This window comes from Salinisphaera sp. G21_0, assembly GCF_017744115.1.
Classification (GTDB): Bacteria; Pseudomonadota; Gammaproteobacteria; order Pseudomonadales; family Endozoicomonadaceae; genus Endozoicomonas.
Window position 1 is genome coordinate 1 of sequence record NZ_JAGHQW010000068.1, and the last position, 26,078, is coordinate 26,078.

General features: G+C 49.7%; 21 protein-coding genes and 1 pseudogene. 13 read left to right on the forward strand and 9 right to left on the reverse strand.

The genetic code is table 11. From position 1 onward, the window contains the following. Positions 1 to 1,657: ankyrin repeat domain-containing protein (locus tag J7439_RS22100; RefSeq protein WP_209204202.1), on the reverse strand; the 1,657-nt coding region annotated here is incomplete at its 3' end. Positions 1,658 to 1,829: 172 nt separating this feature from the next. On the opposite strand from J7439_RS22100, the gene J7439_RS22105 reads away from it, so the two are divergent. Beyond that, complete coding sequence (locus tag J7439_RS22105; protein ID WP_209204204.1) at positions 1,830 to 2,060, forward strand: hypothetical protein; 231 nt, start codon at positions 1,830 to 1,832, stop codon at positions 2,058 to 2,060. 37 nt (positions 2,061 to 2,097) lie between these two features. Here J7439_RS22105 and J7439_RS22110 read toward each other — a convergent pair whose 3' ends face one another. Together J7439_RS22110 and J7439_RS22115 are read right to left on the reverse strand one after the other, a co-directional pair. Then, positions 2,098 to 4,701 carry an ankyrin repeat domain-containing protein gene (locus J7439_RS22110; protein ID WP_209204206.1) on the reverse strand — a complete coding sequence of 868 codons (2,604 nt, stop codon included), beginning with the start codon at positions 4,699 to 4,701 and terminating at the stop codon, positions 2,098 to 2,100. Continuing rightward, the gene (locus J7439_RS22115; protein ID WP_209204207.1) at positions 4,695 to 5,399 is read right to left on the reverse strand and encodes an ankyrin repeat domain-containing protein; all 705 of its coding nucleotides are present in this window, start codon (positions 5,397 to 5,399) and stop codon (positions 4,695 to 4,697) included. The genes J7439_RS22110 and J7439_RS22115 overlap by 7 nt, the downstream gene beginning before the upstream one ends. Positions 5,400 to 5,559: 160 nt before the next feature. Here J7439_RS22115 and J7439_RS22120 point away from each other — a divergent pair, with 160 nt between their 5' ends. Further along, positions 5,560 to 5,697, forward strand: coding sequence for a hypothetical protein (locus tag J7439_RS22120; RefSeq protein ID WP_209204209.1), 138 nt, complete (start codon positions 5,560 to 5,562; stop codon positions 5,695 to 5,697). A 261-nt stretch (positions 5,698 to 5,958) separates the two neighbouring features. Here the strand turns inward: J7439_RS22120 and J7439_RS22125 are convergent, their stop codons facing one another. Next, positions 5,959 to 8,322 (reverse strand): ankyrin repeat domain-containing protein, encoded by a 2,364-nt coding sequence (locus J7439_RS22125; RefSeq protein ID WP_209204211.1) that lies wholly within the window; start codon positions 8,320 to 8,322, stop codon positions 5,959 to 5,961. 92 nt (positions 8,323 to 8,414) lie between these two features. Here J7439_RS22125 and J7439_RS22130 point away from each other — a divergent pair, with 92 nt between their 5' ends. Together J7439_RS22130 and J7439_RS27315 are read left to right on the forward strand one after the other, a co-directional pair. Beyond that, complete coding sequence (locus J7439_RS22130) at positions 8,415 to 8,708, forward strand: hypothetical protein (protein ID WP_209204213.1); 294 nt, start codon at positions 8,415 to 8,417, stop codon at positions 8,706 to 8,708. Between the two features lie 172 nt (positions 8,709 to 8,880). Next, positions 8,881 to 9,119: pseudogene (locus tag J7439_RS27315) on the forward strand (zinc ribbon domain-containing protein); the annotation flags it as partial. 7 nt (positions 9,120 to 9,126) lie between these two features. On the opposite strand, the gene J7439_RS22145 reads toward J7439_RS27315, so the two are convergent. The 5 genes from J7439_RS22145 to J7439_RS22165 form a co-directional block, all read right to left on the reverse strand. Continuing rightward, a complete protein-coding gene (locus J7439_RS22145; protein ID WP_209204216.1) occupies positions 9,127 to 9,744 on the reverse strand; it encodes a hypothetical protein in 618 nt (205 codons plus the stop codon). Positions 9,745 to 9,746: 2 nt separating this feature from the next. Continuing rightward, positions 9,747 to 10,805: a hypothetical protein gene (locus J7439_RS22150; protein ID WP_209204218.1), complete on the reverse strand. Its 1,059-nt coding sequence runs from the start codon at positions 10,803 to 10,805 to the stop codon at positions 9,747 to 9,749. A 515-nt stretch (positions 10,806 to 11,320) separates the two neighbouring features. Then, a complete protein-coding gene (djlA, locus tag J7439_RS22155) occupies positions 11,321 to 12,142 on the reverse strand; it encodes a co-chaperone DjlA (protein WP_209204219.1) in 822 nt (273 codons plus the stop codon). Beyond that, entirely contained in the window at positions 12,139 to 12,891 is a 753-nt protein-coding gene (gene murU / locus J7439_RS22160) for an N-acetylmuramate alpha-1-phosphate uridylyltransferase MurU (RefSeq protein ID WP_209204221.1), read from the reverse strand. The genes djlA and murU overlap by 4 nt, the downstream gene beginning before the upstream one ends. Then, entirely contained in the window at positions 12,888 to 13,991 is a 1,104-nt protein-coding gene (locus tag J7439_RS22165; RefSeq protein ID WP_209204223.1) for an aminoglycoside phosphotransferase family protein, read from the reverse strand. Before J7439_RS22165 ends, murU begins: the two co-directional genes overlap by 4 nt. A 561-nt stretch (positions 13,992 to 14,552) precedes the next feature. Between J7439_RS22165 and J7439_RS22170 the strand changes: the two genes are divergently transcribed. The 9 genes from J7439_RS22170 to J7439_RS22210 all read left to right on the forward strand — a co-directional run. Then, positions 14,553 to 17,327, forward strand: a complete 2,775-nt coding sequence (locus tag J7439_RS22170) for an LPS-assembly protein LptD (RefSeq protein WP_209204224.1) — start codon at positions 14,553 to 14,555, stop codon at positions 17,325 to 17,327. After that, positions 17,328 to 18,665, forward strand: coding sequence for a peptidylprolyl isomerase (locus J7439_RS22175; protein WP_209204226.1), 1,338 nt, complete (start codon positions 17,328 to 17,330; stop codon positions 18,663 to 18,665). Position 18,666: 1 nt separating this feature from the next. Then, positions 18,667 to 19,680, forward strand: a complete 1,014-nt coding sequence (gene pdxA, locus J7439_RS22180; RefSeq protein ID WP_209204228.1) for a 4-hydroxythreonine-4-phosphate dehydrogenase PdxA — start codon at positions 18,667 to 18,669, stop codon at positions 19,678 to 19,680. Between the two features lie 118 nt (positions 19,681 to 19,798). Continuing rightward, positions 19,799 to 20,605, forward strand: a complete 807-nt coding sequence (rsmA, locus tag J7439_RS22185; protein WP_209204230.1) for a 16S rRNA (adenine(1518)-N(6)/adenine(1519)-N(6))-dimethyltransferase RsmA — start codon at positions 19,799 to 19,801, stop codon at positions 20,603 to 20,605. Positions 20,606 to 20,622: 17 nt separating this feature from the next. Continuing rightward, the gene (locus J7439_RS22190; protein ID WP_209204231.1) at positions 20,623 to 21,426 is read left to right on the forward strand and encodes a symmetrical bis(5'-nucleosyl)-tetraphosphatase; all 804 of its coding nucleotides are present in this window, start codon (positions 20,623 to 20,625) and stop codon (positions 21,424 to 21,426) included. Between the two features lie 487 nt (positions 21,427 to 21,913). Beyond that, complete coding sequence (locus tag J7439_RS22195; protein ID WP_209204234.1) at positions 21,914 to 23,131, forward strand: type II secretion system F family protein; 1,218 nt, start codon at positions 21,914 to 21,916, stop codon at positions 23,129 to 23,131. A gap of 352 nt (positions 23,132 to 23,483) precedes the next feature. Then, positions 23,484 to 23,621 carry a hypothetical protein gene (locus J7439_RS22200; protein ID WP_209204235.1) on the forward strand — a complete coding sequence of 46 codons (138 nt, stop codon included), beginning with the start codon at positions 23,484 to 23,486 and terminating at the stop codon, positions 23,619 to 23,621. 6 nt (positions 23,622 to 23,627) lie between these two features. Next, positions 23,628 to 24,752 carry an ankyrin repeat domain-containing protein gene (locus J7439_RS22205; protein WP_209204236.1) on the forward strand — a complete coding sequence of 375 codons (1,125 nt, stop codon included), beginning with the start codon at positions 23,628 to 23,630 and terminating at the stop codon, positions 24,750 to 24,752. An 82-nt stretch (positions 24,753 to 24,834) separates the two neighbouring features. Then, on the forward strand, positions 24,835 to 26,078 hold a 1,244-nt coding region (locus tag J7439_RS22210), incomplete at its 3' end, for a DUF1601 domain-containing protein (RefSeq protein WP_209204237.1).

Sequence of the window (26,078 nt, forward strand, 5' to 3'; positions counted from 1 at the left end):
CTGTATGGCCTTGATAAGCAGCTGAGTGGAGAGCCGTCAAGCCATTTCTATCCTTCTCTTTGGCCAGTGAGCGGTCAAAGTCCAACAATGTCTGGATGGCCTCTGTGTGGCCTTTTTCAGCAGCTTTATGGAGAGCCGTCCAGCCATGGTTACTCTTCTCTTTGGCCAGGGAGGGGTCAAAGTCCAGCAATGTCTGGATGGCCTTTTTGTGGCCTTTAGCAGCAGCTGTGTGGAGAGCCGTTTCGTCATCGTTATTTTTCGCTTTGGCCAGCAGTGGGGAGCGGTCAATTTCCAGCAATGCATTGACGGTCTCTGTGTGGCCTTGACGAGCAGCTTCGTGGAGAGCCATATCTCCATTGTTATTCTTGACATCAACTTGGATGCGCATGGAGGCAATTTCCTTAAATGCCCTGACGATCTCTGTGTGGCCATTACGAGCAGCTAAGTGGAGAGGCGTACAGCCATCGTTCATTTGTTCACTGACTGAGGTTTGATAATTTTTCAGCAGCTCATTGACGGACTCTATGTGGCCGTTCTGAGCGGCCATATGCAGGGGCGTAGCACCATCTGTATGTGTTTTGACATTGACATCCACTTTCTTATCAAGCAGTTTTCTCAGGCAGTCGGTTTGCCCCCAACAAGCGGCGAAATGCAATGCCGTATTGCCGCTGTTATCAGCGATATTGATATCCGCTCTTTCAAGCAAATAAGTCAGGTGATCTGATTTGCCCCAAAGAGCCGCTATCATCAAAGGTGTGATACCGTGGTTATCACGGGCATTAAAGTCCACTCCTCTGTTATCAGCAAGCTCACGCAGATACCCAATGTCGTTTTCTTTTTCGATGGTATAGTGTTCGAAGGTCTTGCCGTTAATAAGGGTTCCAGTGATATCTATGCCCATGGCAGCACATTGTTGACGGCCCTCGCTGATGCTGATTTTGGTGGCTATATGCAGGGCTGTTTCGCCGTTATTATTGGTGGCATTTACGTTCGCTCCCTTTTCTATCAGTTTTTTCAGGCATGTTTTATCCCCATTGGCAGCGGTAATATGCAGCGGTGTTTGACCTTCCCCATCGGTGGCATCGATCTGTATCGGATCGTTCAGGTAATTGAAAAATTCACAGTCTCCCTTTCTGGCAGCAATGTGCAGGGGCGTCTCACCCTGATGATCGGCGGCATTGACATCGGCACCGTGGTCGATCAAAGTCCGGGCTAAATCCGTATGTTGGTGCTTTAAGGCGACAGCTAACAGGTATTCAGGATGATCGGTGAGCGCCGAGCGGTAAGGCTGATTAGCCAGCGCCTTGTCTTTCTCCAGATGCCGGTTCAGCATTCTCAGATTAACGCTACGGCAGACATTAAGCATTCGGGATTCACAATAAGGTGATTCGTCGTCATCGACGCTTTCCCCGTCCTTACGAATCAGTGGCAGTGCCGGTTGCCCGCATTCACTGCATCGGCGTTGATCAAGACTTGTTTCACTCTGCTCATCAAGGTGTCGGGTGATGCACCCCAGGTGGAAAACGTGAGGTTCCGGTTTACAAGATGTTTCGACCAGTGAGTGTCCACCAAATCGTCCTCTGATATGTTCGTCATTTATACAGATAGAAGAACAAGTAAAACGGACATCTGTCGTGTTTAAACCGGCACCATTCATTGCTTTAACCTGCCATTTGACTCAAAACTGTGGGTAGGACAAAAATCAGCAGATTTAGTTCCACAAAAAACAGCAAAAGAATTTTATTAACAAGACGTATGTCGTTAAATCCAAAAGACAGGTACAAAACCAACTTTCACAAGACAGTAAACGTTTATCCGGAATGCAAGCAATGACAACCACAAATATCTGGCAACAGTTCAAGGCGATGATTACTGAAGGGGCGCGGGTTGTAGCCACCATGACCGCTAATAACAGCAATGGCACCAGTCAGGCAGAGCTTCGGGATGGTTCGGTTATTAACATCAAAGGTGAATCTGTGGGTGTTGGCCAGAAGGCATTTATTCAGGAAGAGATAAAAGGTACTGTACCGAGCCTGGCGCAGTATGAAGTGGAGGTTTGAAATAATCAAGAATCGGTTCTCCGCTCAATTTTATTGCTCACTTTAGAAGGTAGCCCGATGGTTGGGCTCCATAGTCTTCAAGAAGTTTCTTGCACTCTGTGCGGCCAAACATGATAGCCAAGTCGAGAGCCGTTTCGCCATATTCATCCTTCTCTTTGGCCAGTGAGGGGTCAAAGTTCAGCAATGTCTGGATGGCCTCTGTTTGGCCTTCACAAGCAGCGGCGTGGAGAGCCGTTTGGCCATTGTTATCCTTCTCTTTGGCCAGTGAGCGGTCAAAGTTCAGCAATGCCTGGATGGCCTCTGTTTGGCCTTTTTCAGCAGCTTTGTGGAGAGCCGTACGGCCAAGGTTATTTTTCTTTTTGGCCAGAGAAAGGTCAAAGGCCAGCAATGTCTGGATGGCCTCTGTGTGGTCTTTAAGAGCAGCTTTGTGGAGAGCCGTCAAGCCATCTCTATCCTTCTCTTGGGCCAGGGAGCGGTCAAAGTTCAGCAATGCCTGGATGGCCTCTGTTCTGCCCCAATAAGCAGCGTAGTGGAGAGCCCTTTGGCCACGGTTATCCATCTCTTTGGCCAGTGAGCGGTCAAAGGCCAGCAATGTCTGGATGGCCTCTGTGTGGCCTTTAGCAGCAGACCAGTGGAGAGCCGTATTGCCACACTTATTCTTCTCTTTGGCCAGGGAGCGGTCAAATTCCAGCAATGTCTGGATGGCCTCTGTGTGGCCTTGATAAGCAGCTGAGTGGAGAGCTGTTTGGCCATCGTTATCCTTCTCTTTGGCCAGTGAGGGGTCACAGTTCAGCAATGCCTGGATGGCCTCTGTTTGGCCATCATAATAAGCAGCGAAGTGGAGAGCCGTATTGCCAAGGCTACTCTTCTCTTTGGCCAGTGAGGGGTCATAGTTCAGCAATGTCTGGATGGCCTCTGTGTGGGGTTGACAAGCAGCGAAGTGGAGAGCTGTTTGGCCATCGTTAGTCTTCTCTTTGGCCAGGTCAAAGTTCAGCAATGTCTGGATGGCCTCTGTGTGGCCTTTAGCAGCAGACCAGTGGAGAGCCGTTTCGCCAAACTTATTCTTCTCTTTGGCCAGGGAGCGGTCAAAGGCCAGCAATGCCCGGATGGCCTCTGTGTGGCCATTAGCAGCAGACCAGTGGAGAGCCGTATTGCCACAATTATTCTTCTCTTTGGCCAGGGAGCGGTCAAAGTTCAGCAATGTCTGGATGGCCTCTGTGTGGCCTTGATAAGCAGCTGAGTGGAGAACCGTTTGGCCATCGTTATTCTTCTCTTTGGCCAGTGAGGGGGCAAAGTTCAGCAATGTCTGGATGGCCTCTGTCTGGCCTTCAAGAGCAGCCCAGTAGATAGCCGTCCGGCCAAGGTTACACTTCTCTTTGGCCAGTGAGGGGGCAAAGTTCAGCAATGTCTGGATGGCCTCTGTCTGGCCATTATAAGCAGCGAAGTGGAGAGACGTTCCGCCTGAGTTCTCCTTCTCTTTGGCCAGTGAGGGGTCAAAGTCCAGCAATGTCTGAATGGCCTCTGTTTGGCCTTTAAGAGCAGCGGTGTGGAGAGCCGTGCGGCCATTGTTATCCTTCTCTTTGGCCAGTGAGGGGGCAAAGTTCAGCAATGCCCGGATGGCCTCTGTGCTGCCACAAATAGCAGCGAAGTCGAGAGCCGTTCTGCCATATTTATCCTTCTCTTTGGCCAGTGCGCGATCAAAGTTCAGCAATGTCTGGATGGCCTCTTTGTGGCCTTTAAGAGCAGCGGCGTGGAGAGCCGTTTGGGCATCGTTAGTCTTCTCTTTGGCCAGTGAGGGGTCAAAGTCCAGCAATGTCTGGATGGCCTCTGTGCGGCCTTTAGCAGCAGACCAGTGGAGAGCCGTATCACCAAACTTATTCTTCTCTTTGGTCAGTGAGCGGTCAAAGTTCAGCAATGTCTGGATGGCCTCTGTGTGGCCTTTTTCAGCAGCGTAGTGGAGAGCCGTTTGGCCATTGTTATCCTTCTCTTTGGCCAGTGAGAGGTCAAAGTTCAGCAATGCCCGGATGGCCACTGTGCTGTCCCAAATGGCAGCGAAGTCGAGAGCCGTTCTGCCATATTTATCCTTCTCTTTGGCCAGTGAGCGGTCAAAGTTCAACAATGTCTGGATGGCCTCTGTGTGGCCGTTAAGAGCAGCGGCGTGGAGAGCCGTTTGGGCATCGTTAGTCTTCTCTTTGGCCAGTGAGGGGTCAAAGTCCAGCAATGTCTGGATGGCCTCTGCGTGGCCTTTATCAGCATCAGCAGCTTTGTGGAGAGCCGTCCAGCCATCGTTATCCTTCTCTTTGGCCAATGAGGGGTCATAGTTCAGCAATGTCTGGCTGGCCTCTGTGTGGCCTTTAAAAGCAGCGACGTGGAGAGCCGTCTGGCCATATTTATCCTTCTCTTTGGCCAGGGAGGGGGCATTGGTCAGCAATGCTTTTATGGCCCCGGTTTCGCCTTTATAAGCAGCGAAGTGGAGAGCCGTCCAGCTATCGTTATCCCTCTCTTTGGCCAGTGAGGGGTCAAAGTTCAGCAATGTCTGGATGGCCACTGTTTGGCCATTGTAAACAGCGTAGTGGAGAGGGATAGCCGTTTGGCCATTCTTATTCTTCTCTTTGGCCAGGGAGGGGGCAATGGTCAGCAATGCCTTGATGCCTTTGTGTGGCCTTTACGAGCAGCTAAATGAAGAGCCGTTTCGTCATCGTTATTTTTCGCTTTGACCAGCAGTGGGGAGCGGTCAATTTCCAGCAATGCATTGACGGTCTCTGTGTGGCCTTGACGAGCAGCTTCGTGGAGAGCCGTATCACCATTGTTATTCTTGACATCAACGCGCATGGGGGCAATTTCCTTAAGTGCCCTGACGATCTCTGTGTGGCCATTACGAGCAGCTAAGTGGAGAGGCGTACAGCCATCGTTCGTCTGTTCATTGACTGGGGTTTGATAATTTTCCAGCAGCTCCTTGACGGACTCTATGTGGCCGTTCTGAGCGGCCATATGCAGGGGCGTAGCACCATCTGTATGTGTTTTGACATTGACATCCACTTTAAGCATCCGGGATTCACAATAAGGTGATTCGTCGTCATCGACGCTTTCCCCGTCCTTACGAATCAGTGGCAGTGCCGGTTGCCCGCATTCAGCGCATCGGCGTTGATCAAGATTTGTTTCACTCTGCTCATCAAGGTGTTGGGTGATGCACCCCAGGTGGAAAACGTGGGGTTCCGGTTGGCAAGATGTTTCAACCAGTGAGTGTCCACCAAATTGTCCTCTGATATGTTCGTCATTTATACAGATAGAAGAACAATTAAAGCGGACATCTGCCCTGTTTACACCGGCACCATTCATTGCTTTAGTCTGCTATTTGACTCAAAACTGTGGGTAGGACAAAAGTCAGCAGGTTGAGTTCCACAAAAACAGATTTTTTTAACAAGACGTATGTCGTTAAATTTATCAGGTACGAAGCCAACTTTTACCAGATAGTGAACGTTTATCCGGAATGCAAGCAATGACAAACACGAATATCTGGCAACAGTTCAAGGCGCTGATTCCTGAAGGCGTTCGCATTGTTGCCACCATTACCGTTAATAACGGCAATGGCTCAGGCAGAGCTTCGGGATGGTTCGGTTATTACCGTCAAAGGTGAATCTGTGGGTGTTGACCAGAAGGCATTTATTCAGGATGAAGAGATAAAAGGTACTGCGCCGAGCCTGGCGTAGTATGAGGTGGAGGTTTGAAATAATCAAAAATCGGTTCTCCGCACAATTTTATTGCTCACTTTAGAAGGCAGCCCGTTGGTTAGGCTCTATAGTCTTCAGCAAGTTTCTTGCACTCTGTGCGGCCATACTTGATAGCCTAGTCGAGAGCCGTTTTGCCATATTTATCTTTCTTTTTGGCCAGGGAAGGGTCAAAGCAATGCCTGGGTGGCCTCTGTGTGGCCTTTAAAAGAAGCTATGTTGAGAGCCGTGCGGCCATTGTTATCCTTCTCTTTTGCCAGGTAGGGGGCAATGGTTAGCAATGTCTGGATGGCCTCTGTGTGGCCTTGAGAAGCAGCTTTGTGGAGAGCCGTTTGGCCATCGTTATCCTTCTCTTTGGCCAGGGAGCGGTCAATGGTCTGCAATGGCTGGGTGGCCTCTGTGTGGACTGCAAAAGCAGTTGTGTTAACAGCAGCTGCGAGAGCCGTCCGGACTGACTTATCCTTCTCCTTCTTTTTGGCCTGGGAGGGGTCAATGGTCTGCAATGACTGGGTGGCCTCTGTGTGGACTGCAAAAGCAGTTGTGTTAACAGCAGCTGCGAGAGCCGTCCGGACTGACTTATCCTTCTCCTTCTTTTTGGCCTGGGAGGAGGGAATGGTCAGCAATGTCTGGATGGCCTCTGTGTGGCCATTAGAAGCAGCGGCGTGGAGAGCCGTCTGGCCATCGTTATCCTTCTCTTTGGCCAGGGAGCGGTCAAAGGCCAGCAATGTCTGGATGGCCTCTGTGTGGTCCCCAGAAGCAGCTAAGTGGAGAGCCGTATTGCCACGTATATCCTTCTCTTTGGCCAGGGAGGGGGCAATGGTCAGCAATGTCTGGATAGCCTCTGTGTGGCCTTTATAAGCAGCTAAGTGGAGAGCCGTTTGGTCAAGAAGGTTATCCTTCTCTTTGGCCAGTGAGGGGTCAAAGTTCAGCAATATCTGGATGGCCTCTGCGTGGTCCCCAGAAGCAGCCAAGTGGAGAGCTGTACGGCCATCGTTCATCTGTTCATTGACTGAGGTTTGATAATTTTTCAGCAGCTCCCTGACGGACTCTATGTGGCCGTTCTGAGCGGCCATATGCAGGGGCGTAGCACCATCTATATGTATTTTGACATTGACATCCACTTTCTTATCAAGCAGTTTTTTCAGGCAATCGGTTTGCCCCCAACGAGCGGCTAAATGCAGGGCTGTTTCGCCGTTATTATTGGTGGCATTTACCTTCGCTCCCTTTTCAATGAGTTTATTCAGGCATGTTTTATCCCCATTGGCAGCGGTGATATGCAGCGGTGTTTGACCTTCCCCATCGGTGGCATTGATCTCTGTCGGATCGTTCAGGTAATTGAAAAATTCCCAATCACCTTTTTTGGCAGCAGTGTGCACTACGGTAGTAATATTTGCTCCTTCTTCGACCAGCAAGGTCCGGCTCGGGTTGTTTTGCGTCAGAATAGCTCGGTACAAGGCATGATCAAGTTCGTTTGCACCCTTCTCGATCAGGAATCCAAGGCATTCCGTTTGCCCCCCCTCGGCGGCAGCGCACAGGGCACCGTTGAGGTCTGGTGTTCGCTGTGAGACTCGCGGTGAGATCAGGGTTTCAAGGCACTGCTTTTGCCCCTGTCCGGCGGCTTCGCGCAGGGCACCGTTAAGGTCGTTTGCTCCTTTATTAAACAGGAGTACAAGGTACTGCGATTGTCCCTGTCCGGCGGCTTCGCGCAGAGCGATATTAAGGTTAGATTGGCTGAGTTCGTTGCTGATCAGGTATTCAAGCAGTGAATCATTGCCCTCCCGGACAGCGGTGCGCAGTACATTATTGATATTCGCCCCTGCCTCAATCAGGATATTGAAGACCTCGGTGCAACGCTGACGGGCAGCATTGTGCAGGGGCGTCTCACCCTGATGATCGGCAGCATTGACATCGGCACCTTGGTCGATCAGAGTCCGGACTAAATCCGTATGTTGGTGCTTTAAGGCGACAGCTAACAGGTATTCAGGATGACCGGTGAGCTCTGAGCGCTGATGGGCAGCAATGTGCAGGGGCGTCTCACCCTGATGATCGGCAGCATTGACATCGGCACCGTGGTCGATCAAAGTCCGGGCTAAATCCGTATGCTGGTGCTTTAAGGCGACAGCTAACAGGTATTCAGGATGACCGGTGAGCGCCGAATGGTAAGGCTGATTGGCCAACGTCTTGTCTTTGTCCAGATGCCAGTTCAGCGTTCTCAGATTACCGCTACGGCAGACATTAAGCATCCGGGATTCACAATAAGGTGATTCGTCGTCATTAACGCTTTCCAGGCCCTTACGAATCAGTGGCAGTGCCGGTTGCCCGCATTCACTGCATCGGCGTTGATCAAGACTTGCTTCACTCTGCTCATCAAGGTGTCGGGTGATGCACCCCAGATGGAAAACGTGGGGTTCCGGTTTGCAAGATGTTTCGACCAGTGAGTGTCCACCAAATTGTCCTCTGATATGTTCGTCATTTATACAGATAGAAGAACAATTAAAGCGGACATCTGCCCTGTTTACACCGACACTATTCATTGCTTTAGCCTGCCTATTTGACTCAAAACAGTGGGTAAGACAAAAGTCAGAAGATTGAGTTCCACAAAAAACAGAATTTTTTAACAAGACGTATGTCGTTAAATCAAAAAGTCAGGTACGGTACCGATTTTCACAAGACAGTAAACGTTTATCTGGAATGCAAGCAATGGCATCCACGAACTATCTGGCAACAGTTCAAGGCGATGATTACTGAAGGGGCGCGGGTTGTAGCCACCATGACCGCTAATAACGGCAATAGCACCAGTCAGGCAGAGCTTCGGGATGGCTCGGTTATTACTGTTAAAGGTGAATCTTTGGATGTTGACCAGAAGGCATTTATTCAGGATGAAGAGATAAAAGGTACTGCGCCGAGCTGGGTAGTATGAGGTGGAGGTTTGAAATAATCAAGATTCGGTTCTCCGCTCAATTTTATTGCTCACTTTAGAAGGCAGCCCGATGCCTGGGCTCCATAGTCTTCAAGAAGTTTCTTGCTCTCTGTGCGGCCAAACATGATAGCCAAAGCCGTTTCGCCATATTTATCCTTCTCTTTGGCCACCAATGCTTAAAACACAACTGGAATACAAAGCCATCGGGCGATCAGTCGTGTATGAAATCGTCAACGAATCCTACTCCACCCAAACTTGTTCGTGCTGCGGGGTAATGCCCGACAGCAGTCGGTAGGACAGGTATTGGAATAAGAGAATGGTCTTGTTCAGAGTGCGGAGCTGAACTTCAGCGTGATATAAACGCAGCAAAGAACATTCCTTGCGGCAGGGCATTGCCGTCTTGGAGGCTGACCAAAAATCAGGGTAGTAAATGACAGTGAAGGACATGGTTAGCATCAGTCAACCAGCCGGTTATGCAGCAGTTGGGCAGTCGAAAAGCATTCTTTGTTTTTTCCCGGGGAATAGACGTTTGACCACTAGCCAGGGATGCCGGTTTTAACCAATCGGGTACAATCTCACCTAACAGGGGGCTTTGCAAAGTTTGAGCCGGGTTATCTGAAACAGCAGGAACGTTGCTTTTACAAGCTTCCAGGTAGGTTGTTAACAGTTCTTCGACCTTTTCGTGAACTGCATTTATGCTTTTCAGAAGTTCATTTCGGGAAGTTGTTATATCAACAATTAATTTATCGTCGCCTGAACTGTTCGAGAAATGGTGCTGAAATTTAGCAAACAAATCGTTAAAATCCGAAGTATTGATGACCCTGTTAAAAAAATCATCCTGAAAAAAATGTCTGGAATAAATTTCGCTCAATTTAACCAGCTCTTGCTCGACAATATCGAGACTTGGCATACCATGAATATCACCCACACGCTTAAGATATGCAGGGCATTTAGTCATTACTGACAAAAAGTTTGCCCTTTCATAATCAGTGATTGCATCAATAATTTTGCCCATCTCTTTTTTAATGCCATCCACTTTCAGAGCTTCAGCAAGCTCATCTGTTTTTTTCTGATCACATCCTTGTCATCTTTATCTGCCACCTGCAATTGAACCCGGTTCATCAGCATGATCATTCGCTCTGTTGCCAACTGAAGTTTGCCGAATAAGGGGGTGAAATGTTCAAGGTATATCAACTGCTGAGCCTGTTGGGTGAAGTCCGGAATACCAATATTACTTTCCTCAATGCTGCTTCTGATCTTTTTCTTTAGTGTGTCAATGATTACCAGCAACACTTCGTGCTGTGCGGTTTCTCTATTCATTACAGGAGATTCATGATTTTTGTTAGTCACCAGCATTGCTGCGTTACAACCGACTTGTGGGTGTCCGCCAACACCACCAGGAATAAGCATTCGGTAAGTTGCTCCAGTGGCATCTTCACCAGACTCAGTGGTCAAAACCGGAAATTGGCATTTTTTAAGCTCGATACAAGGAGGGCTATTAAACAACTCTTGATGCCTGAGCGTTGGTGTAGTCTGACAGCCATGCCACTCTGAAGAAATATTCATGTAGTGTTTATGGCATCCAATATAGGCATAGTGGCAACCTACGACCCCATCCCTGAGAAACTTGACACCCGCTTCAGCCATGTTTGCCGGAGACAGATTATCTGTAAAGGTAGTGTCCTCTAACTCACCGTCATCGGTGTAATAACTTTTTTCAAGCATTGGTTTAACGGCATTAACATCAAGTCGTTGAACTTCAGTCAAGGCGTAAATCCTTTTCTCACTTAAGCTCCTGATAATCCCTTGAAAATCAGTGCCACACCACGCATCACCAACCACCATATAACGGCTGGATAGATCCATTTCTACAAGGCAACTGCCTACCCTGCACGGATCAACCAGGATTGGATGATCACAGGATACCGCCCTTACAATCCGGCCAGTGTCGACACGATGGACTTTTCTGTTTTCGTCCTTTTTTTCCTCTGAATATATATTTAGCTTTGTTACATCCCCAAACCCATCGTAGGGTTTGTCTTCACGATAAAAATCTCTCAGGCCCCAATAATATTTGACGTTAAGTGCAACATTCATCGACCTTTCCTTTCACCACCCCGTGATTCACTCATTTGAGATGACTTGCTGACAGTGAAAGATCAGACATCCATTAAACGTTTTAGTTCAATTGGGTCATGACAGGAATCAGGATTTTTACCAGAAAATGCCAGATCACCCAAAGAATCTAAAGCAAGGATTAAACAGAAGGTTGAACTTCCCTCTCAACGATAGAGGTGGAGAATTCATTAATTTCTTTGAAAATGAGATACTTCTTTTTTCTTCTCAGTGCTGATCTCACTTTTCGCGGCAACTCAGAAAAGCAATAGATCACAGAACGATTGGAATCAAGGTCTATTCTGGTAGTGGCTGGAACATACCAGTACATAAACTGCTTACGTTTTGAATAAATCACAGCCCCGGCCTCCAGATGATCAAGTTAAAGAATTAGCCTGTTGATCATTTAGTCAACTTAATCCTGAAAAAGTTCACCTGAAGGCTGTACAAAGGTAGCAACTATCCATAATCATCATAAAGACAGCTGCTTATTCTAACTATCCTGCGGCCTTCCTGGCTGCCCGAACCTGATCATAAGCTCCCTGAATTTCCTGGGTTTTTTCTTTGGCAACCGCCATCATTTCCTCAGGCAACCCCTTTGCCACCAGTTTATCCGGATGGTGTTCGCTCATCAGCTTACGGTAAGCCTTTTTGACTTCAGCATCTGAGGCACTGTCTGACACGCCCAGAACATCATAGGCCCGCTTCAGATCCATTCCTGAAGATGGTCGGTTACCACCGGCTCCGGAATGATAGCCACCTTGCTGATAATACTCTCTCTGGGCAATAAACCGTTTGTGAATTTGCTCAAAAGCAAAGTTGCCCACCCCCAGAATACTGCAAACCTGCTTGAATACCGCTTTTTCTGAAGGGCTCAGCCCACCGTCGGCATAGGCTGCCGACAGCTGAATCTCCAGAAACATGGGAATCAGTGTGCTGGCACCGGCCACATCACGAAATGACCGAAGCGCACCTTCAATATCGGAAGACGGCTTCTTGCCCTCGTTAAACAGCTCTATTGCCATCCTGCGCTGCTCTTCTGAGAGGCGCATGTTGTGCATAATGGCTCGTGCTGTTTCTATTTCGTACTCACTTACCCGGCCGTCCGCTTTTGCCACACGGCCCATCACCAGAAACGTTGCCCTGAAAAAGGCGGTCTGTGCTTTTTGACGATAAGCGGCAGAAGTCCCGAAGCCAGCAGCTCCCTGCCCACCTAAATAGGTCCGGTTAATCCAGGAACCCACAAATGCGCCCAAAATAGCGCCAAAGGGTCCACCGGTCATGAATCCAACCAACGCGCCAATTACTATTGCGGTCATGAAGTCCTGCTCTGATCTTGAAGATTGTTTTGGCTTTGCGGCCGGTCCTGCTGCTGTTTTTGAAGATAGACTTCCAGTGCCTGTAGCCGTTCAACAGAACCTACATCCGTCCAGAAACCATGGTGGTACTGGCCACTGACCCTGCCCTGTTGCATGGCCTCAATCAATAACGGGGCCAGGGCAAAGGCTGTTCCACGCTGACACCCGTCAAATAATCGCGGGGATAGTATGCTGACGCCACTGAATGTCAGTCCGGCTTTTTCCGGCATTGCTGCTTTCTCAAAAAGAATCCCATCGTCGAGACAAAAATCCCCTGTCGGATGAAAGTCCGGGTTATCAACCATCACCAGATGCGCCAGCATGCCTTGCGGGAGGTGCAGGTTTTTCAGACAGATATCCGTATATACATCCCCATTCACCACCACAAACGGGGCGTCACTTTCGCCGACCTGCCCCTGGGCCAGCAGCGGCAGGGCTCGACAAATCCCACCACCGGTTTCCAGAGGCTCGCCTTCCGGGGAGTACTGAATAGTTACCCCCCAACCGGAACCTGAGCCAAGAGCCTCCTCAATCTTTTCACCCAACCAGCCATGATTAATGACCAGTTCCCTGAAACCAGCCTGAGCCAGCCGCTCGATATGATAGGTAATCAGCGGTTTTCCTGCCACTGGTACCAGCGGTTTGGGAATGGACAGGGTAATTGGTCTGAGTCTTTTGCCATAACCTGCTGCAAGTATCATGGCCTTCATACACCGGCTTCCTCCATTACCTGTTTGAGCCGTCCTTTAACCAAAGGTTCAACGCCCTTTTGTAGCCACTCAGCATGGGCTTTGAATTGAGGGTATCGCTGACAGATGGACATCACATACCCCAGGGTTCTTGGAATATCGTTAAGGTAGCCGGGTTTGCCATCACGCAGCCATAACCTGGAAAAGATCCCCAGACATTTCAAATGACGCTGTAAACCAGTGAGATCAAACCAGATTTTTAGCTGTTCCTGATCATAATCTGCCAACACCGGATGACGGGCAATAAATGAGAAAAACCAGCGGTTTATCTTTTCTTCAGGCCAGGCTATGTAGCAGTCCCTCAATAAAGACACGACGTCATAAAGCAATGGCCCATGCAGCGCGCCCTGAAAATCAATAACCCCAATACTGCCATCCGGTGCCAGCATCAGGTTCCGGGAATGGTAATCACGATGAACCGTCCCCTTTGGCTGCTCAAGAAACGTTGTTGCCAGCGAGGAAAAAAGCCCCGTCAGCGGCTGCATAATCTGCGGTTCTTCAGCATCAAATCCCATAAGCGCCCCAAGAAACCACTGGGGATAAAGAGACAGCTCAAGGCGGATCAGTTTTTCATCGTAGGGAGGCAGGTTATCAGGCAACTGTTGCTGCACGGTGAGTAAAGTGTCCAGAAGCTGCGGATAGTGCTGGTCGGCGGCAGAGCCTTGCAGTAAAACCTGCATTGGCGTATCCCCCAGATCCTCCTGAAGCATAAAGCCATGCTCATAATCAACTGCAAACACCTCAGGAACGTGAACCCCACCTGCCCGCCAGTGAGTGGCTATCTCAACAAAGGTACGGGTATCTTCCGTTGCCGGGGGAGCATCTACGGCAACCAACGTCCGCTGAGGGGTTTTAACCCGGTAATATTTTCTAAAACCTGCATCACTGCCAATGGCTTGTAAAGGTATTGAAGCACCTGCATCAAGGTTTCCATGATCAAAGGCAGGGTTTTGTCCGCCGGATAACACTGAGACAACCCATTGTGCCAGTTGTTCCCGACGGCAAGATGCTTCAGACCGGGCTTCAGGATCGTTCTGAAGCTCTGAAATTGTTGTAGCCAACGCTTTTGCTTCCCATTAGCAATGTCAGATCAATACCCAAGACTATCACAGAGAGCTATTCTGGCCTATTGGCGCTTAGGCTCTATTGACATAAGGTTCACAGCCCGGGAGAAAATGAAAAGCCTGACGACATTTGACATTTCAGGCTCTCGTGTTCAAAGTTCCCAATGGATTTAACACTGCATTTCCTGTGCAAATGGATATAGAATATTGCGACTCAAATGCAGTATGCACATTATGAGGTTTGAACCTTCCTTCTGCATTAATCCTGCGCGTCCCGCTGAGCACGCAACGAAACGTCAACAGATCCTGGAACGAGCAAGTTTATTTTCATGAAAAGCCACCTCATTCGTTATGTCGAGAACATCACAGGTTTCAAACCCGAAAAGAGACTACCGCTTTTTTTTCCGATACCCGCATTTATGAGGCCAGCTTCTGAGAAGAAAGTTGAATATGCCGCTTTCATATCACCAAATAAACAACACCAGACCATTACTTTAACGCAGCCTTTTCTTACCCCGACTCGCCAAATAAGAATGTTGCCCCAGGATTGCTGAGCTTATGGATATGCACCAATTACCCTTTACCCCAAAAGCACTGACACTGGTCATTGCAACCAGCATTATTGCCAGCCAGCCGGCAGCCAGAGTTATTGCCGCTGAACCCTCGGGTGGCCAACAATGGCACTGCCAGACACTGGCTAATGGCCAGTGGAGTTGTCATCCTGCAACCGGCAAATCCAAACCGGTGCAACCGAAGCCCGGGGCCAAACAGCAGGTCAGAAACCCGAAAAAACCGGCGACGCCGATAAAGCCTGCCACCAACGGTCAAAACGCCTCCCTTAAACAACATCTGGACTGGCAACCTATCCGGGAACTCTCGACGCAGAGAAGATCAACTGAGCCTTTCTATAGCTGCGGCGCTTATATTGAGCCGCCCAGACCTGGCAAAGACTATAGCGGAGATAGCAATAATGCCCCCATTGTCGCCGAGTCCAATGAATCCAGTTATGACAAAGGCTCAGTTGCCACCTTCAAGGGTGATGTTACGGTCCGTCAGGGCAGTCGGCAGTTTGAAAGTGACCACGCCACGCTGGACAAAAGCCGGAACCATGGCCAGTTCGAAGGCAACGTTCGCTTTCGCGATAGTGGCGTCCTGCTGGTCGGCGACAAAGGTAATCTACAACTCGACAGCGGTCGTGCAACCCTGGAGAACACCGCTTATGTGATGCATGAGCAGAAAGCCCGGGGCAGTGCTAAACGCATCGTCCGCAATGAAGATACTACGCTTGAATTGTCTGACGCCACCTATACCACCTGTCCTCCGGGTGACAAAGGCTGGCAGCTGTCCGGGCAACAGGTAACCCTTGATATGAACAGTGGTCAGGGTCTGGCCAAAAATGCCGTCGTTCGTGTGCAAGGGCTGCCAATCCTCTACACGCCATATTTGTCTTTCCCTATTGATGACCGTAGAAAGTCCGGTTTTCTTTACCCTACGCTATCCCAAAGCAGTGATAACGGTTTGGACTTTGCCATACCTTATTACCTGAATATTGCACCCAACTATGATGCGACCCTCACGCCCAGATATATGAGCAAACGGGGATTAATGCTGGAGAACGAGTTCCGCTATCTGGTGGGTAACACTCAGGGTGAACTGGGGCTGTCAGGATTGCTGGACAAAGATCAGCTGAAAAAAGAGAACCCTTATTACAATGACCACCGCTGGCTGCTCAACTATCGTCAGCAAACCAACCTGACCAGCCGCTGGACGGCAGAAGTCGACTACGCCAAAGCCAGTGATAAAAACTATCTGGATGATTTCAGCACCAGCCTTAACCTGTCCGCCAATGCGCCGCTGAACCAGCGGATAGGTACCCGCTATCTGGGGGGCGATACCAACCACAGCTGGCAGTTTAGTGTGGATGCTCACCAATACCAGAATATGAACCAGACGGCAGATGACCCCTATAACAAACTGCCGCAAATCAAACTGTCTGGTAACTGGCAGGCCAGTGCCCCCCTGAACCTGAATTATGTGGCCGACTACACGAAGTTCTCCCGTGATGATAATTGGCATTATGTTAAGGAAGAATCGAAAACAACACCGGATAACGAATACTTCGAGAGCATATACGACGAAGGTTATGGTATTAAAAGCGCCAATGGTGAACGGCTCTACCTGGAAACCGGGGCAGGTTACTCTTTTGACTGGAGCTATGCATTTATCCGTCCGGCGGTGAAGGTGCAGCATGTTGAATACCGGCTGTCGGATCTGAGTGCTACTGAGGTAGAAACTGACCTGAATAGGGCCTACGGCAACTTCACTGCAGCAGATTACACCGAGTCACCCAAGACAACAGTACCCACATTCAGCATTGACAGCGGCCTTTACTTTGACCGCTTCACCAATATCGGTGGCACCGCATTCACCCATACCCTTGAGCCCAGGATGAAGTATCTCTACTCCCCCTATAAAGAGGGGCAGGAGATGAACCCGGTGTTTGATACCGCACTGATGAACTTCAACTACAACTCACTCTGGCGCGACAGCCGCTTCTCCGGCCACGACCGGTTAGGTGATGCCAACCAGCTCTCCCTGGGCCTGACAACCCGACTGATAGAAGATGATGGCTTTGAGCGGGTTCGCTTTGGCATTGGTCAGATCATTTATTTTGAAGATCGTCAACTGTGGATCAGCCCTATTGCCGGTATTGATCAGGGTGTTGCTGACCAAGACCTGGATACCGACCCGGGCGATGAGACCAGGCGTCTGCTGGAAGAGATGCAGGATTCAGTGTCACCACTGGCATCGGAACTGGTCTATAACATTAACCGCAGTATGAACATCCGTCAGGATCTGATGTGGGATACCAGTAACAACAAACTGGACAGTTACGGTCTTTACTACCAGTACAAGCCGGGTGATCGCCGTGTCATGAATGCTGGCTATCGTTTCCTGCGTCAGGCTGATCGTTTTGTTAAAAACGAGCTGGATCAAAATACCGGTCTGACCACCGACAACAACCTGAGCCAGACCGACCTCTCTATCGCATGGCCTGTCACCAACAACTGGTCAGCCATGGGCCGCTGGCAGTACGATTTAACCAACAAGCGGAACCTTGAGATATTATCCGGAGTCGAATATAACAGTTGCTGTTATCAGGTACGTGTACTGTGGCGCAAGTGGGTCGAGGATGATGACAACATTGATCACCCCAACAGCAAAAACGGCGTATTTCTCCAGTTTGTCCTGAGAGGACTTGGGGATCTGACCGGTGGCACCACAAAACAGTACATCAAAGGTATTAAAGGTTACGCAGGGGATGAGAAGTAAATGATGAAGGGATTAAAAAGCATGGCACTGGCCTCCCTGTGCCTGCTGTCTTTCAGCAGTGGTGGCGTTTACGCGCAGTCAAATGACGCGACGCAAACCCCGCAGAAAGGCACCATCCGAAACCAGCTGGAACTGGATCGAATCGTTGCCAAAATTGATCAGGACGTGATCATGCAGAGTGAGCTGGATGCCCGTGTTGAGGCTGTGCATCGCCAGCTGGCATCCAGAAATATCAACCTGCCGCCGGAAGATGTGCTGAAAAACCAGGTGCTGGAACAGCTGATACTGGAAAACATTCAGATCCAGATGGGCAAGCGCGGAGGCATCCGCATTGATGACTGGGCTCTCAATGATGCCATTGCCCGAATCGCCCAGCGCAACCAGATGACCCTGGAAGCCTTCCGGCAAAACCTGGAAGCAGATGGCCTGTCGTTCAGCCAGGCCCGTGAAGAAATCCGCCGGGAAATGATTCTTAACCGTGTTCGCCAGCGCCAGGTTGCCCAGCGGGTACAGGTCAGCGAACAGGAAATTGATAACTTCCTGAGCTCTCCTGAAGGGCTGGCGCAAGCGCAGACGGAATATCGTCTGGCTCATATTCTGATTGCCACACCCGACAATGCCACACCCGACCAGGTCCAGAGTGCAGAGCGCCTTGCTGATGATCTGTCCGGACAACTGCGCCAGGGGGCAGACTTTCAGGCCCTGGCCATTGCCAACTCCAGGGGGCAGAATGCCCTGGAAGGTGGTGACCTCGGCTGGCGAAAAGCCGACCAGCTCCCCACACTGTTTGCGGAACAGGCCATTAACATGACCCCGGGGCAGACATCCGACGCTATCCGCAGCCCTGCCGGTTTCCATATCATCAAACTGATGGATACCAGGGGTAATAAAAAAGTGGTTCAGAGTCAGGTTCATGTTCGTCATATCCTGATCAAGCCCAATGAAATTCGCAGTAACCTGGAGTCCCAGATGCAGGCGAAGAAACTGTATCAGCGGGTTCAGGCGGGTGAAGCGTTCAGTGAGCTTGCCAAAGCGTATTCTGACGATACCGCTTCCGCGCTCAATGGCGGTGATATGGGATGGATTTCTCCAGAAACACTGGTTCCGGAATTCCAGACCGTGATGAACATCATTCCGGAAAAAGTAGTGAGTGAGCCATTTCGCACCACCTACGGCTGGCATATTCTTGAAGTGCTGGGCAAACGACAGTCTGACATCAGCACCCAGGTTCGCCGCAACCAGGTAAGAGAACTGCTCAGTAATCGCAAGTTTGAAGAAGAACTGCAAGTCTGGCTGCGGGAAATCCGCGATCAGGCCTACGTTGAGATCCAGCTCTGATATGACCGGTTTCACCACCCAACCCATTCCCCGGCTGGTGGTCACCGCCGGGGAGCCTGCAGGCATCGGCCCCGACCTGTGCCTGATACTGGCAACCCAAGGCCACGAGTTTTCCAAACCGGTACAACTGGTGATTGCAGCCGATCCGGAGCTATTGGCACAACGGGCAATACAGCTGGGCCTTTCCGTTGACCTGCAACTCTTTAGCCCGGATATCAGAGAACCTTCCCGGGCAAACACCCTGGTGGTTGCCCCGGTCTCCATGATTACCCCGGCAACAGCAGGTATCGTTAACCCCGCTAACGGTCAATATGTTCTCGATACCCTGAAGTTAGCCCTGGATGGGTGCATGAACGGCCTTTTTGATGGAATGGTGACCGGCCCTGTTCATAAAGAAGTGATCAATAACGCCGGTATTCCCTTCAGTGGCCACACTGAGTTTCTTGCTGAACAGACCCACACCGGGAAAGTGGTGATGATGCTGGCGACAGAGGGCTTAAGAGTAGCTCTGGCCACCACCCATTTGCCGCTTTCAGAAGTTTCTTCAGCGATTACCCATGACTCCCTGACTCAGGTTATTCACATTCTTCATCGGGAGTTACAGGATAAGTTTGCGATCCGCACGCCTCATATTCTTGTCTGTGGACTGAACCCCCATGCCGGCGAAGGTGGCCACCTGGGAATGGAAGAAATTGAAACCATTATTCCCGTTCTGAACCATTGCAGGGCACAGGGGATGAACCTGACCGGCCCTTTACCCGCTGACACCCTGTTTAACCCAAAACTGCTGCAACAAGCCGATGCCGTACTGGCGATGTACCATGACCAGGGATTACCGGTACTCAAATACAAAGGCTTTGGCCAGGCCGTCAATATTACCCTGGGACTGCCGATTGTTCGCACCTCGGTGGATCATGGCACCGCCCTGGATCTTGCGGGCACCGGGAACATTGACTCAGGCAGTTTATACACCGCCATCGAAACGGCACTGGAGATGCTTGCCTTCCCGGAATAGGCTTCTGGCAAAAACAGCAATCGGGCGTTATTATTGCGGGTTTGACCGATATCCATGCAATCTATTTTTCATGGCTGATGGTCATCGACTGTTTCTCCCCAGATGAGCAATACTCCTCATGCCCCAGACAGACGTTCCTTACCATAAGGCCCGCAAACGTTTCGGCCAGAACTTTCTTCACGATCATGGCGTTATCGGTGAGATCGTTGCGTCGATCAACCCGAAACAGGGCGAGCATCTGGTGGAGATTGGTCCCGGCCAGGGAGCCCTGACCGCCGACGTGCTTGAGCGTGCCGGTGGACTGGACGTGGTAGAGCTGGACAGAGACCTGATTCCCACCCTGCTCCTGCGCTTTGGCCTGAACCCGAACTTTCATATTCACGAAACCGATGCGCTGAAGTTTGATTTTGCCAGCCTGAAAACCGATGACCGGCCACTGCGCATCATTGGCAACCTGCCCTATAACATTTCAACCCCGTTAATCTTTCACCTGTTAAGCTTTGAAAGCATGATTCAGGATATGCATTTCATGCTGCAGAAAGAAGTGGTTCAGCGCCTGGCCGCCGCACCGGGGGAAAAACACTATGGTCGCCTGGGTATCATGGCGCAGTATTACTGCAAAGTCGATTACCTGTTTACGGTAGGACCCGGGGCATTCAAACCTGCGCCCAAAGTCGACTCAGCCATCGTGCGAATGACCCCGTATCATGAGCTACCTCATCCCTGTAAAGATATTCTGAAACTGGAACAGGTTGTTCGGGATGCTTTCAGCCAGCGGCGTAAAACTATCCGTAATACACTCAAGCAGAATCTCAAGGCAGAAGAGCTTGAGGCACTGGGCATTGATCCTGCCGCCCGGCCAGAAGTACTGACCCTTGCCGATTTTGTCCGAATAGCCGACTACTTGATCGATAGACAACATTAACAGCTCAGGAACAGCCAATGACCACCTACGCAGTCGGGGACATCCAGGGTTGTTATGACCCTCTGCGACAACTGTTGGATAAACTCAAGTTTGACCCTGAGCACGATGTCCTCTGGGTTGCTGGTGATATGGTCAATCGCGGCCCGGAATCTCTGGCAACACTGCGCTACCTGAAAAGTCTTGGCAATAGCTGTATCGCCGTTCTCGGGAATCACGATCTGCACCTTCTGGCCGTGGCCTGCGGCATTCGCAAGCAGAAAAGCAAAGACACCCTGAGTGAAGTGCTGGAAGCCCCTGATGCTGATGAGCTGCTCCAGTGGCTACGCTTTCTTCCAATGCTGCACCATGACGCCCAGCGAAAGATTACCATGGTGCATGCCGGTATTCCTCCTGTCTGGACTATTAACCAGGCTATCGAACAAGCCCGGGAACTGGAGCAGGCTCTGCGGTCTGAAGACCATGTCAAATGGCTCAAAAAGATTTTCAAAAACACTAAGCCTCAGCCATGGGATGATGAGCTTAAGCTGAAGAAAAGACTTCGGCTTACCGCAGCCTACTTTACCCAGATGCGCTTCTGTAATGACCATGGAATGCTGGACCTGGAAAGCAAAGGGTCTGTCCCGAAAAACGGTTATGCGCCCTGGTTCAGCTTTTCCGGGAGCCCCTGCTTTCGAGAACAGATCATTTTTGGTCACTGGGCAGCGCTTGATGGGGTCAGTGGTCATGATAATATCCACGCCCTGGACACTGGCTGCGTCTGGGGTAAAAGCCTGACCGCAATCAATGTGGACGGTTTTCAACGAACCGAAGTTTTCAATTAAAAACACACGACAGATCAGGCTCTGTTGACCAAAGGTAACAGGCCTGTTGGCTACTGCAACTTACTTCCACAAGGCGGACCGGGGAGATCTAACCAAACCGGTTCAACGCAGCCTGAAGGCAGCTATAAAAGCCAGACTGCACATCCCGCTGAACGTGCAGTGAAACCTCAGCAGGCCCTAATGACCCACTGTATTTGACCGAAACAAACAGTAATCAGTTCTCAATTTCAGAGGATTATCTGTTTTTATGAACGCTCTGATATAAACTGGGCGGAAGTAAACTTATAAGTAGTTGGCCAAATGGAATTGTATTATCTGGTCGAGTGACAGTTACTATGCAAGCCACAACGAAGGGAGCATAGCCTTAGCTATGTGACTGGAGTTGTAACGCAGCAGAGTGACAGTCCACTTGGCCAGATAATAGGATTCCATTTGGTTAACTACTTAATCTGCTCATCAAGAAGAACAGCTATGGATCGCGCATACAATGGCCGCAAAACCAACCAAAACAGCCACCTTTGTCTGGCAGGGCAAAGATAAAGCCGGCAAAAAGATCAAAGGGGAAATGCAAAGTGCCAGTGCTGCGCTGGTCAAGGCTGAACTCAGAAAACAGGGCATCCTGGCGACCAAAGTCTCTAAAAAAAGCCTCTCCATTGGGCTTGGAGGGGGTAAGGTCAAGCCCATGGACATAGCCCTGTTCACCCGCCAGATGGCAACCATGATGAAGGCAGGGGTACCACTGCTTCAGGCCTTTGACATTACCTCCGGCGGTATCGAGAAAGAGGCCATGAGGAACCTGGTTGGCAAGATCAAGAATGAAGTGGCCTCAGGCAGCACTTTTGCCGACTCCCTCAGACAACACCCGGATTATTTTGACGACCTGTACTGCAATCTCGTTGCCTCTGGTGAACAGTCTGGAGCACTTGAGACATTGCTGGATCGAATCGCTACCTACAAAGAAAAAACCGAAGCCCTCAAGGCAAAAATCAAGAAAGCGATGAACTATCCAATTGCCGTAGTGCTTATTGCGATGATCGTTACCGTCATCCTTCTGGTGAAGGTGGTCCCTCAATTTGAAGAGGTTTTCCAGGGCTTCGGTGCTGAGCTACCCGCCTTTACCCAGGTTGTCATCAACATATCAGAGGTTGTCCAGGAATATTGGCATATCGTCCTCGGCGCTTTGGTCGCTGGCGGCTTCCTGATATCACGGACACTGAAGTCATCCAAGACAGCCAGAGATGGTCTGGATCGCCTGATGCTGAAGCTGCCGATTATTGGTGAAATTCTGGATAAATCCGCCGTTGCCCGTTTTGGCCGAACCCTGTCAACCACCTTTGCCGCCGGGGTTCCCCTGGTCGATGCGCTCGACTCGGTCGCCGGTGCTGCAGGCAATGTCGTTTATGCCAATGCGGCAAGAAAAATTAAAGAAGATGTATCCACCGGTCAGCAGCTACAGTTTGCCATGAAAAGCACCGGGATATTCCCGCCTATGGCGATACAAATGGTCTCTATCGGTGAGGAATCAGGCTCTCTGGATGAGATGCTTGATAAAGTCGCCACCTTCTATGAAGAAGAAGTGGATAATATGGTTGATGGCATGACCAGCCTTATGGAACCCATCATCATGTCGGTACTGGGTGTACTGGTGGGCGGCCTGATTGTTGCCATGTATCTGCCAATCTTCCAGTTGGGTTCTGTTGTTTAACGAACCTCCTGATCGCCTTTTTATCGTTTCAATATCTTCAATTCGGGGCTTAAGGCCCCGAAAAATAATAAATTTTATATAACAACTTCACACGCCTTTATCGTTTCATTTATCCTCAAAATATTCTTTTTACTCAGAGTATTGAAGTGGTTATAGTTTTCCGTACACGCAGACTCGAGTACTATCAAAGCCCCTCAGACTCTGGTTCTTCATCTTACTTCGTTATTGCGGTTCGAAACAGACTGCTGCACTGCAGATCCAAGGTCGTTTTCTTTGCTTGGGGAGTAAAGCCGACAACGATGTTAACTGTTTGTAGTGGGGGCTTCTAATCGGGAGCCAGGGGGGGCATAGGTTGTCGAACTACAACAGGGGAGCATCAGAATGGCTGCGGGAAAAAATTGAACTTATTCCTTTTTTTCTGGTCTGGTGTGATGCTCTGGATAATTCTTCCAGGAATCTGAAGATTGGCGTCAATCACACTACAGGGTAAACAGATATGGTTCCCACATCGTTTTCTGGCGTGAAATTTGCGAAACTTGATGATCAGCCAAATTTGCCCGAGAATCAGGCTACTAAGCCTGAGTTAGAGACAATTGTCAGAAAAAATCTTAAAGCCCTTAAAAAGGCTAATGAGAAGCAAGCATCATCGTCAGATGCACCATCCACTTTAGAGTCTTCCAACCCCGATGGGCCGGTAACTCCCATTCAGCATTGGTTCTGGGACTTGACTGTCAATCATCATAAAACCAGCTCCATGGCCAAAATTTCCCAGGCTATCCAGGAAGGCAAAGAAATTCTGGAGCAAAATCCAGCCCTGTCCATCAATGATTGTCTGTGGTGGCCAGAATGGAAATATGTAACGGGTTTAATGTCTGTCGTAGCAAACGGTGGCGGTGAGGTTGCCATTGATTTAATCACTGAAATGGGTGCTGATCCTTTTATTGAGGACTGTAACAGGAAAAATTTGCTGCACCTGTTGATTGCCAAAGGACATAAAAAAGCTTCAACAAGTGGAAATCAAAAACAATACCCAGTGTTCACAAAAATAATACAATCAGAAAGTTTACCAGTCAGCAGGCATATAAACTCACAGGATAAATACGGTCTGACACCATTGCATTATGCTTGCGCCAGGCGAGATCAGGCCTATATCCAACCCCTTATCGAGAGGGGAAGCGACCCTGCCATCAAAGATATCAATGGCAATAATTGTCTGGACGTATTACTGATGAGCGAGCAGAGTAGACTCAATCTTATTTCCCTGGCAGTAGCCATTGAAGCTCAGTCGTTAAGCCATAGAAAGGTCTTGGATGACTATAGATTGGACGGAAGTCAAAACTACTTTTTTCGGGATAAACCTATAGCTAATGTATTTGAGTCCTCCGCTACTCTGTTTAATCACTTAACCTTCAATTTAAAAGCGTTTATCAGTTGTCTGGAACAACCATCTGATGACTGCATGAGCTATCTGGTCGATTTGCTGCTCTCTGCCATGGCCACTCCCGAGGCAGTTACAGAGGATAGAGACAATAAGGGTGTTGCTGAGACAGCAAAAAAACATGGAGTCCTTACTGGTATCACGACTGAAGGTGATGGCAAAAAACTGGCGACAGGTCTTTAATCCTGGCTTCGTCAGTAAAATGAACTTCTGAACAAAACAGCAGTCTGCTTTTTATATTCTCATGAATTAATGAAATATAATTATGCATCGAACCTATGCTGGTATCAGTGGTCAATACGCAAGACCAGGTAATGATAACAAGCAACCGGATAACCATGCCGCTTCTTCAAGCCCTGGGCGATATAGACAGGGTTCAGTCAGTCATCAGGATAATCCCCACCGCACTACCCCGGGGCGTAATGAGTTTTACCATTCCCATTCTTCTGCCGCACGCTCTTCGCAACATCTACAGTGCCGCTCAATAAACCCTGCTCAAGATTTTAATGCCCTCATCAAACAAGAAATAATGGATGATCTGAAGAGTAAATCGGATCATTTCGGTCATCGATATGATGGGAGAAATCACAGTCAATATGCCAATTCAATTAAAAAATACACGTCAGCTGCTAAAAGGCCGTTAAATCGCGCGGAACAAGGCAAGCTGATCCGTCTGCTGCAAAATTTTACCGCAACATGGCGTTGGAGTTGGCGAAGCCTGACGACAACACTTCATTCATTGACTTCAGCGGGTGTTTTTACCCCTCATAAAACCATGGATGAGCGTATCAAGTTTACTCAAGCGGCCTTATTGTCAACGCTACTTGATGCAATAATATTCAAGTGCAACCAAACACCTCAAGCCAGGGATATTGATGCCCGGGGAATCGCCAACCTGCTGTGGGCCATGGCGAAACTGGTGGACAACGGGCTGGAGCGAACACAAGGGCTCAAAGAGGCCGTGGCCGCGCTTTTGCCACACGTGAACGCACAGAAAGCTAACTTTAAATCACAGGAAATCTCCAACCTATTGTGGGCCATGGCGAAACTGGCGGACAACGGGCAGAAGCAGACACCGGGGCTGAAAAAGACCGTAGCCCTGCTGTTGCCCCACGTGAACGCACAGAAAGCTGACTTTAAACCACAGGGTATCGCCAATCTGCTGTGGGCCATGGCGAAACTGGTGGACAATGGCCAGGAGCAAACACCAGAGTTCAACGAGGCCGTGGTCGCGCTGTTGCCCCACGTGAACACACAGAAAGGCCAATTTATTCCCCAGCATATCGCCAACCTGCTGTGGGCCATGGCAAAACTGGTGGACAACGGGCAGGAGCGGACATCAAGACTCAACGAGGCCGTGGCTGCGCTGTTGCCCCACGTGTACGCACAGAAAGCTGACTTTAAACCACAGGGTATCGCCAATCTGCTGTGGGCCATGGCGAAACTGGTGGACAATGGCCAGGAGCAAACACCAGAGTTCAACGAGGCCGTGGTCGCGCTGTTGCCCCA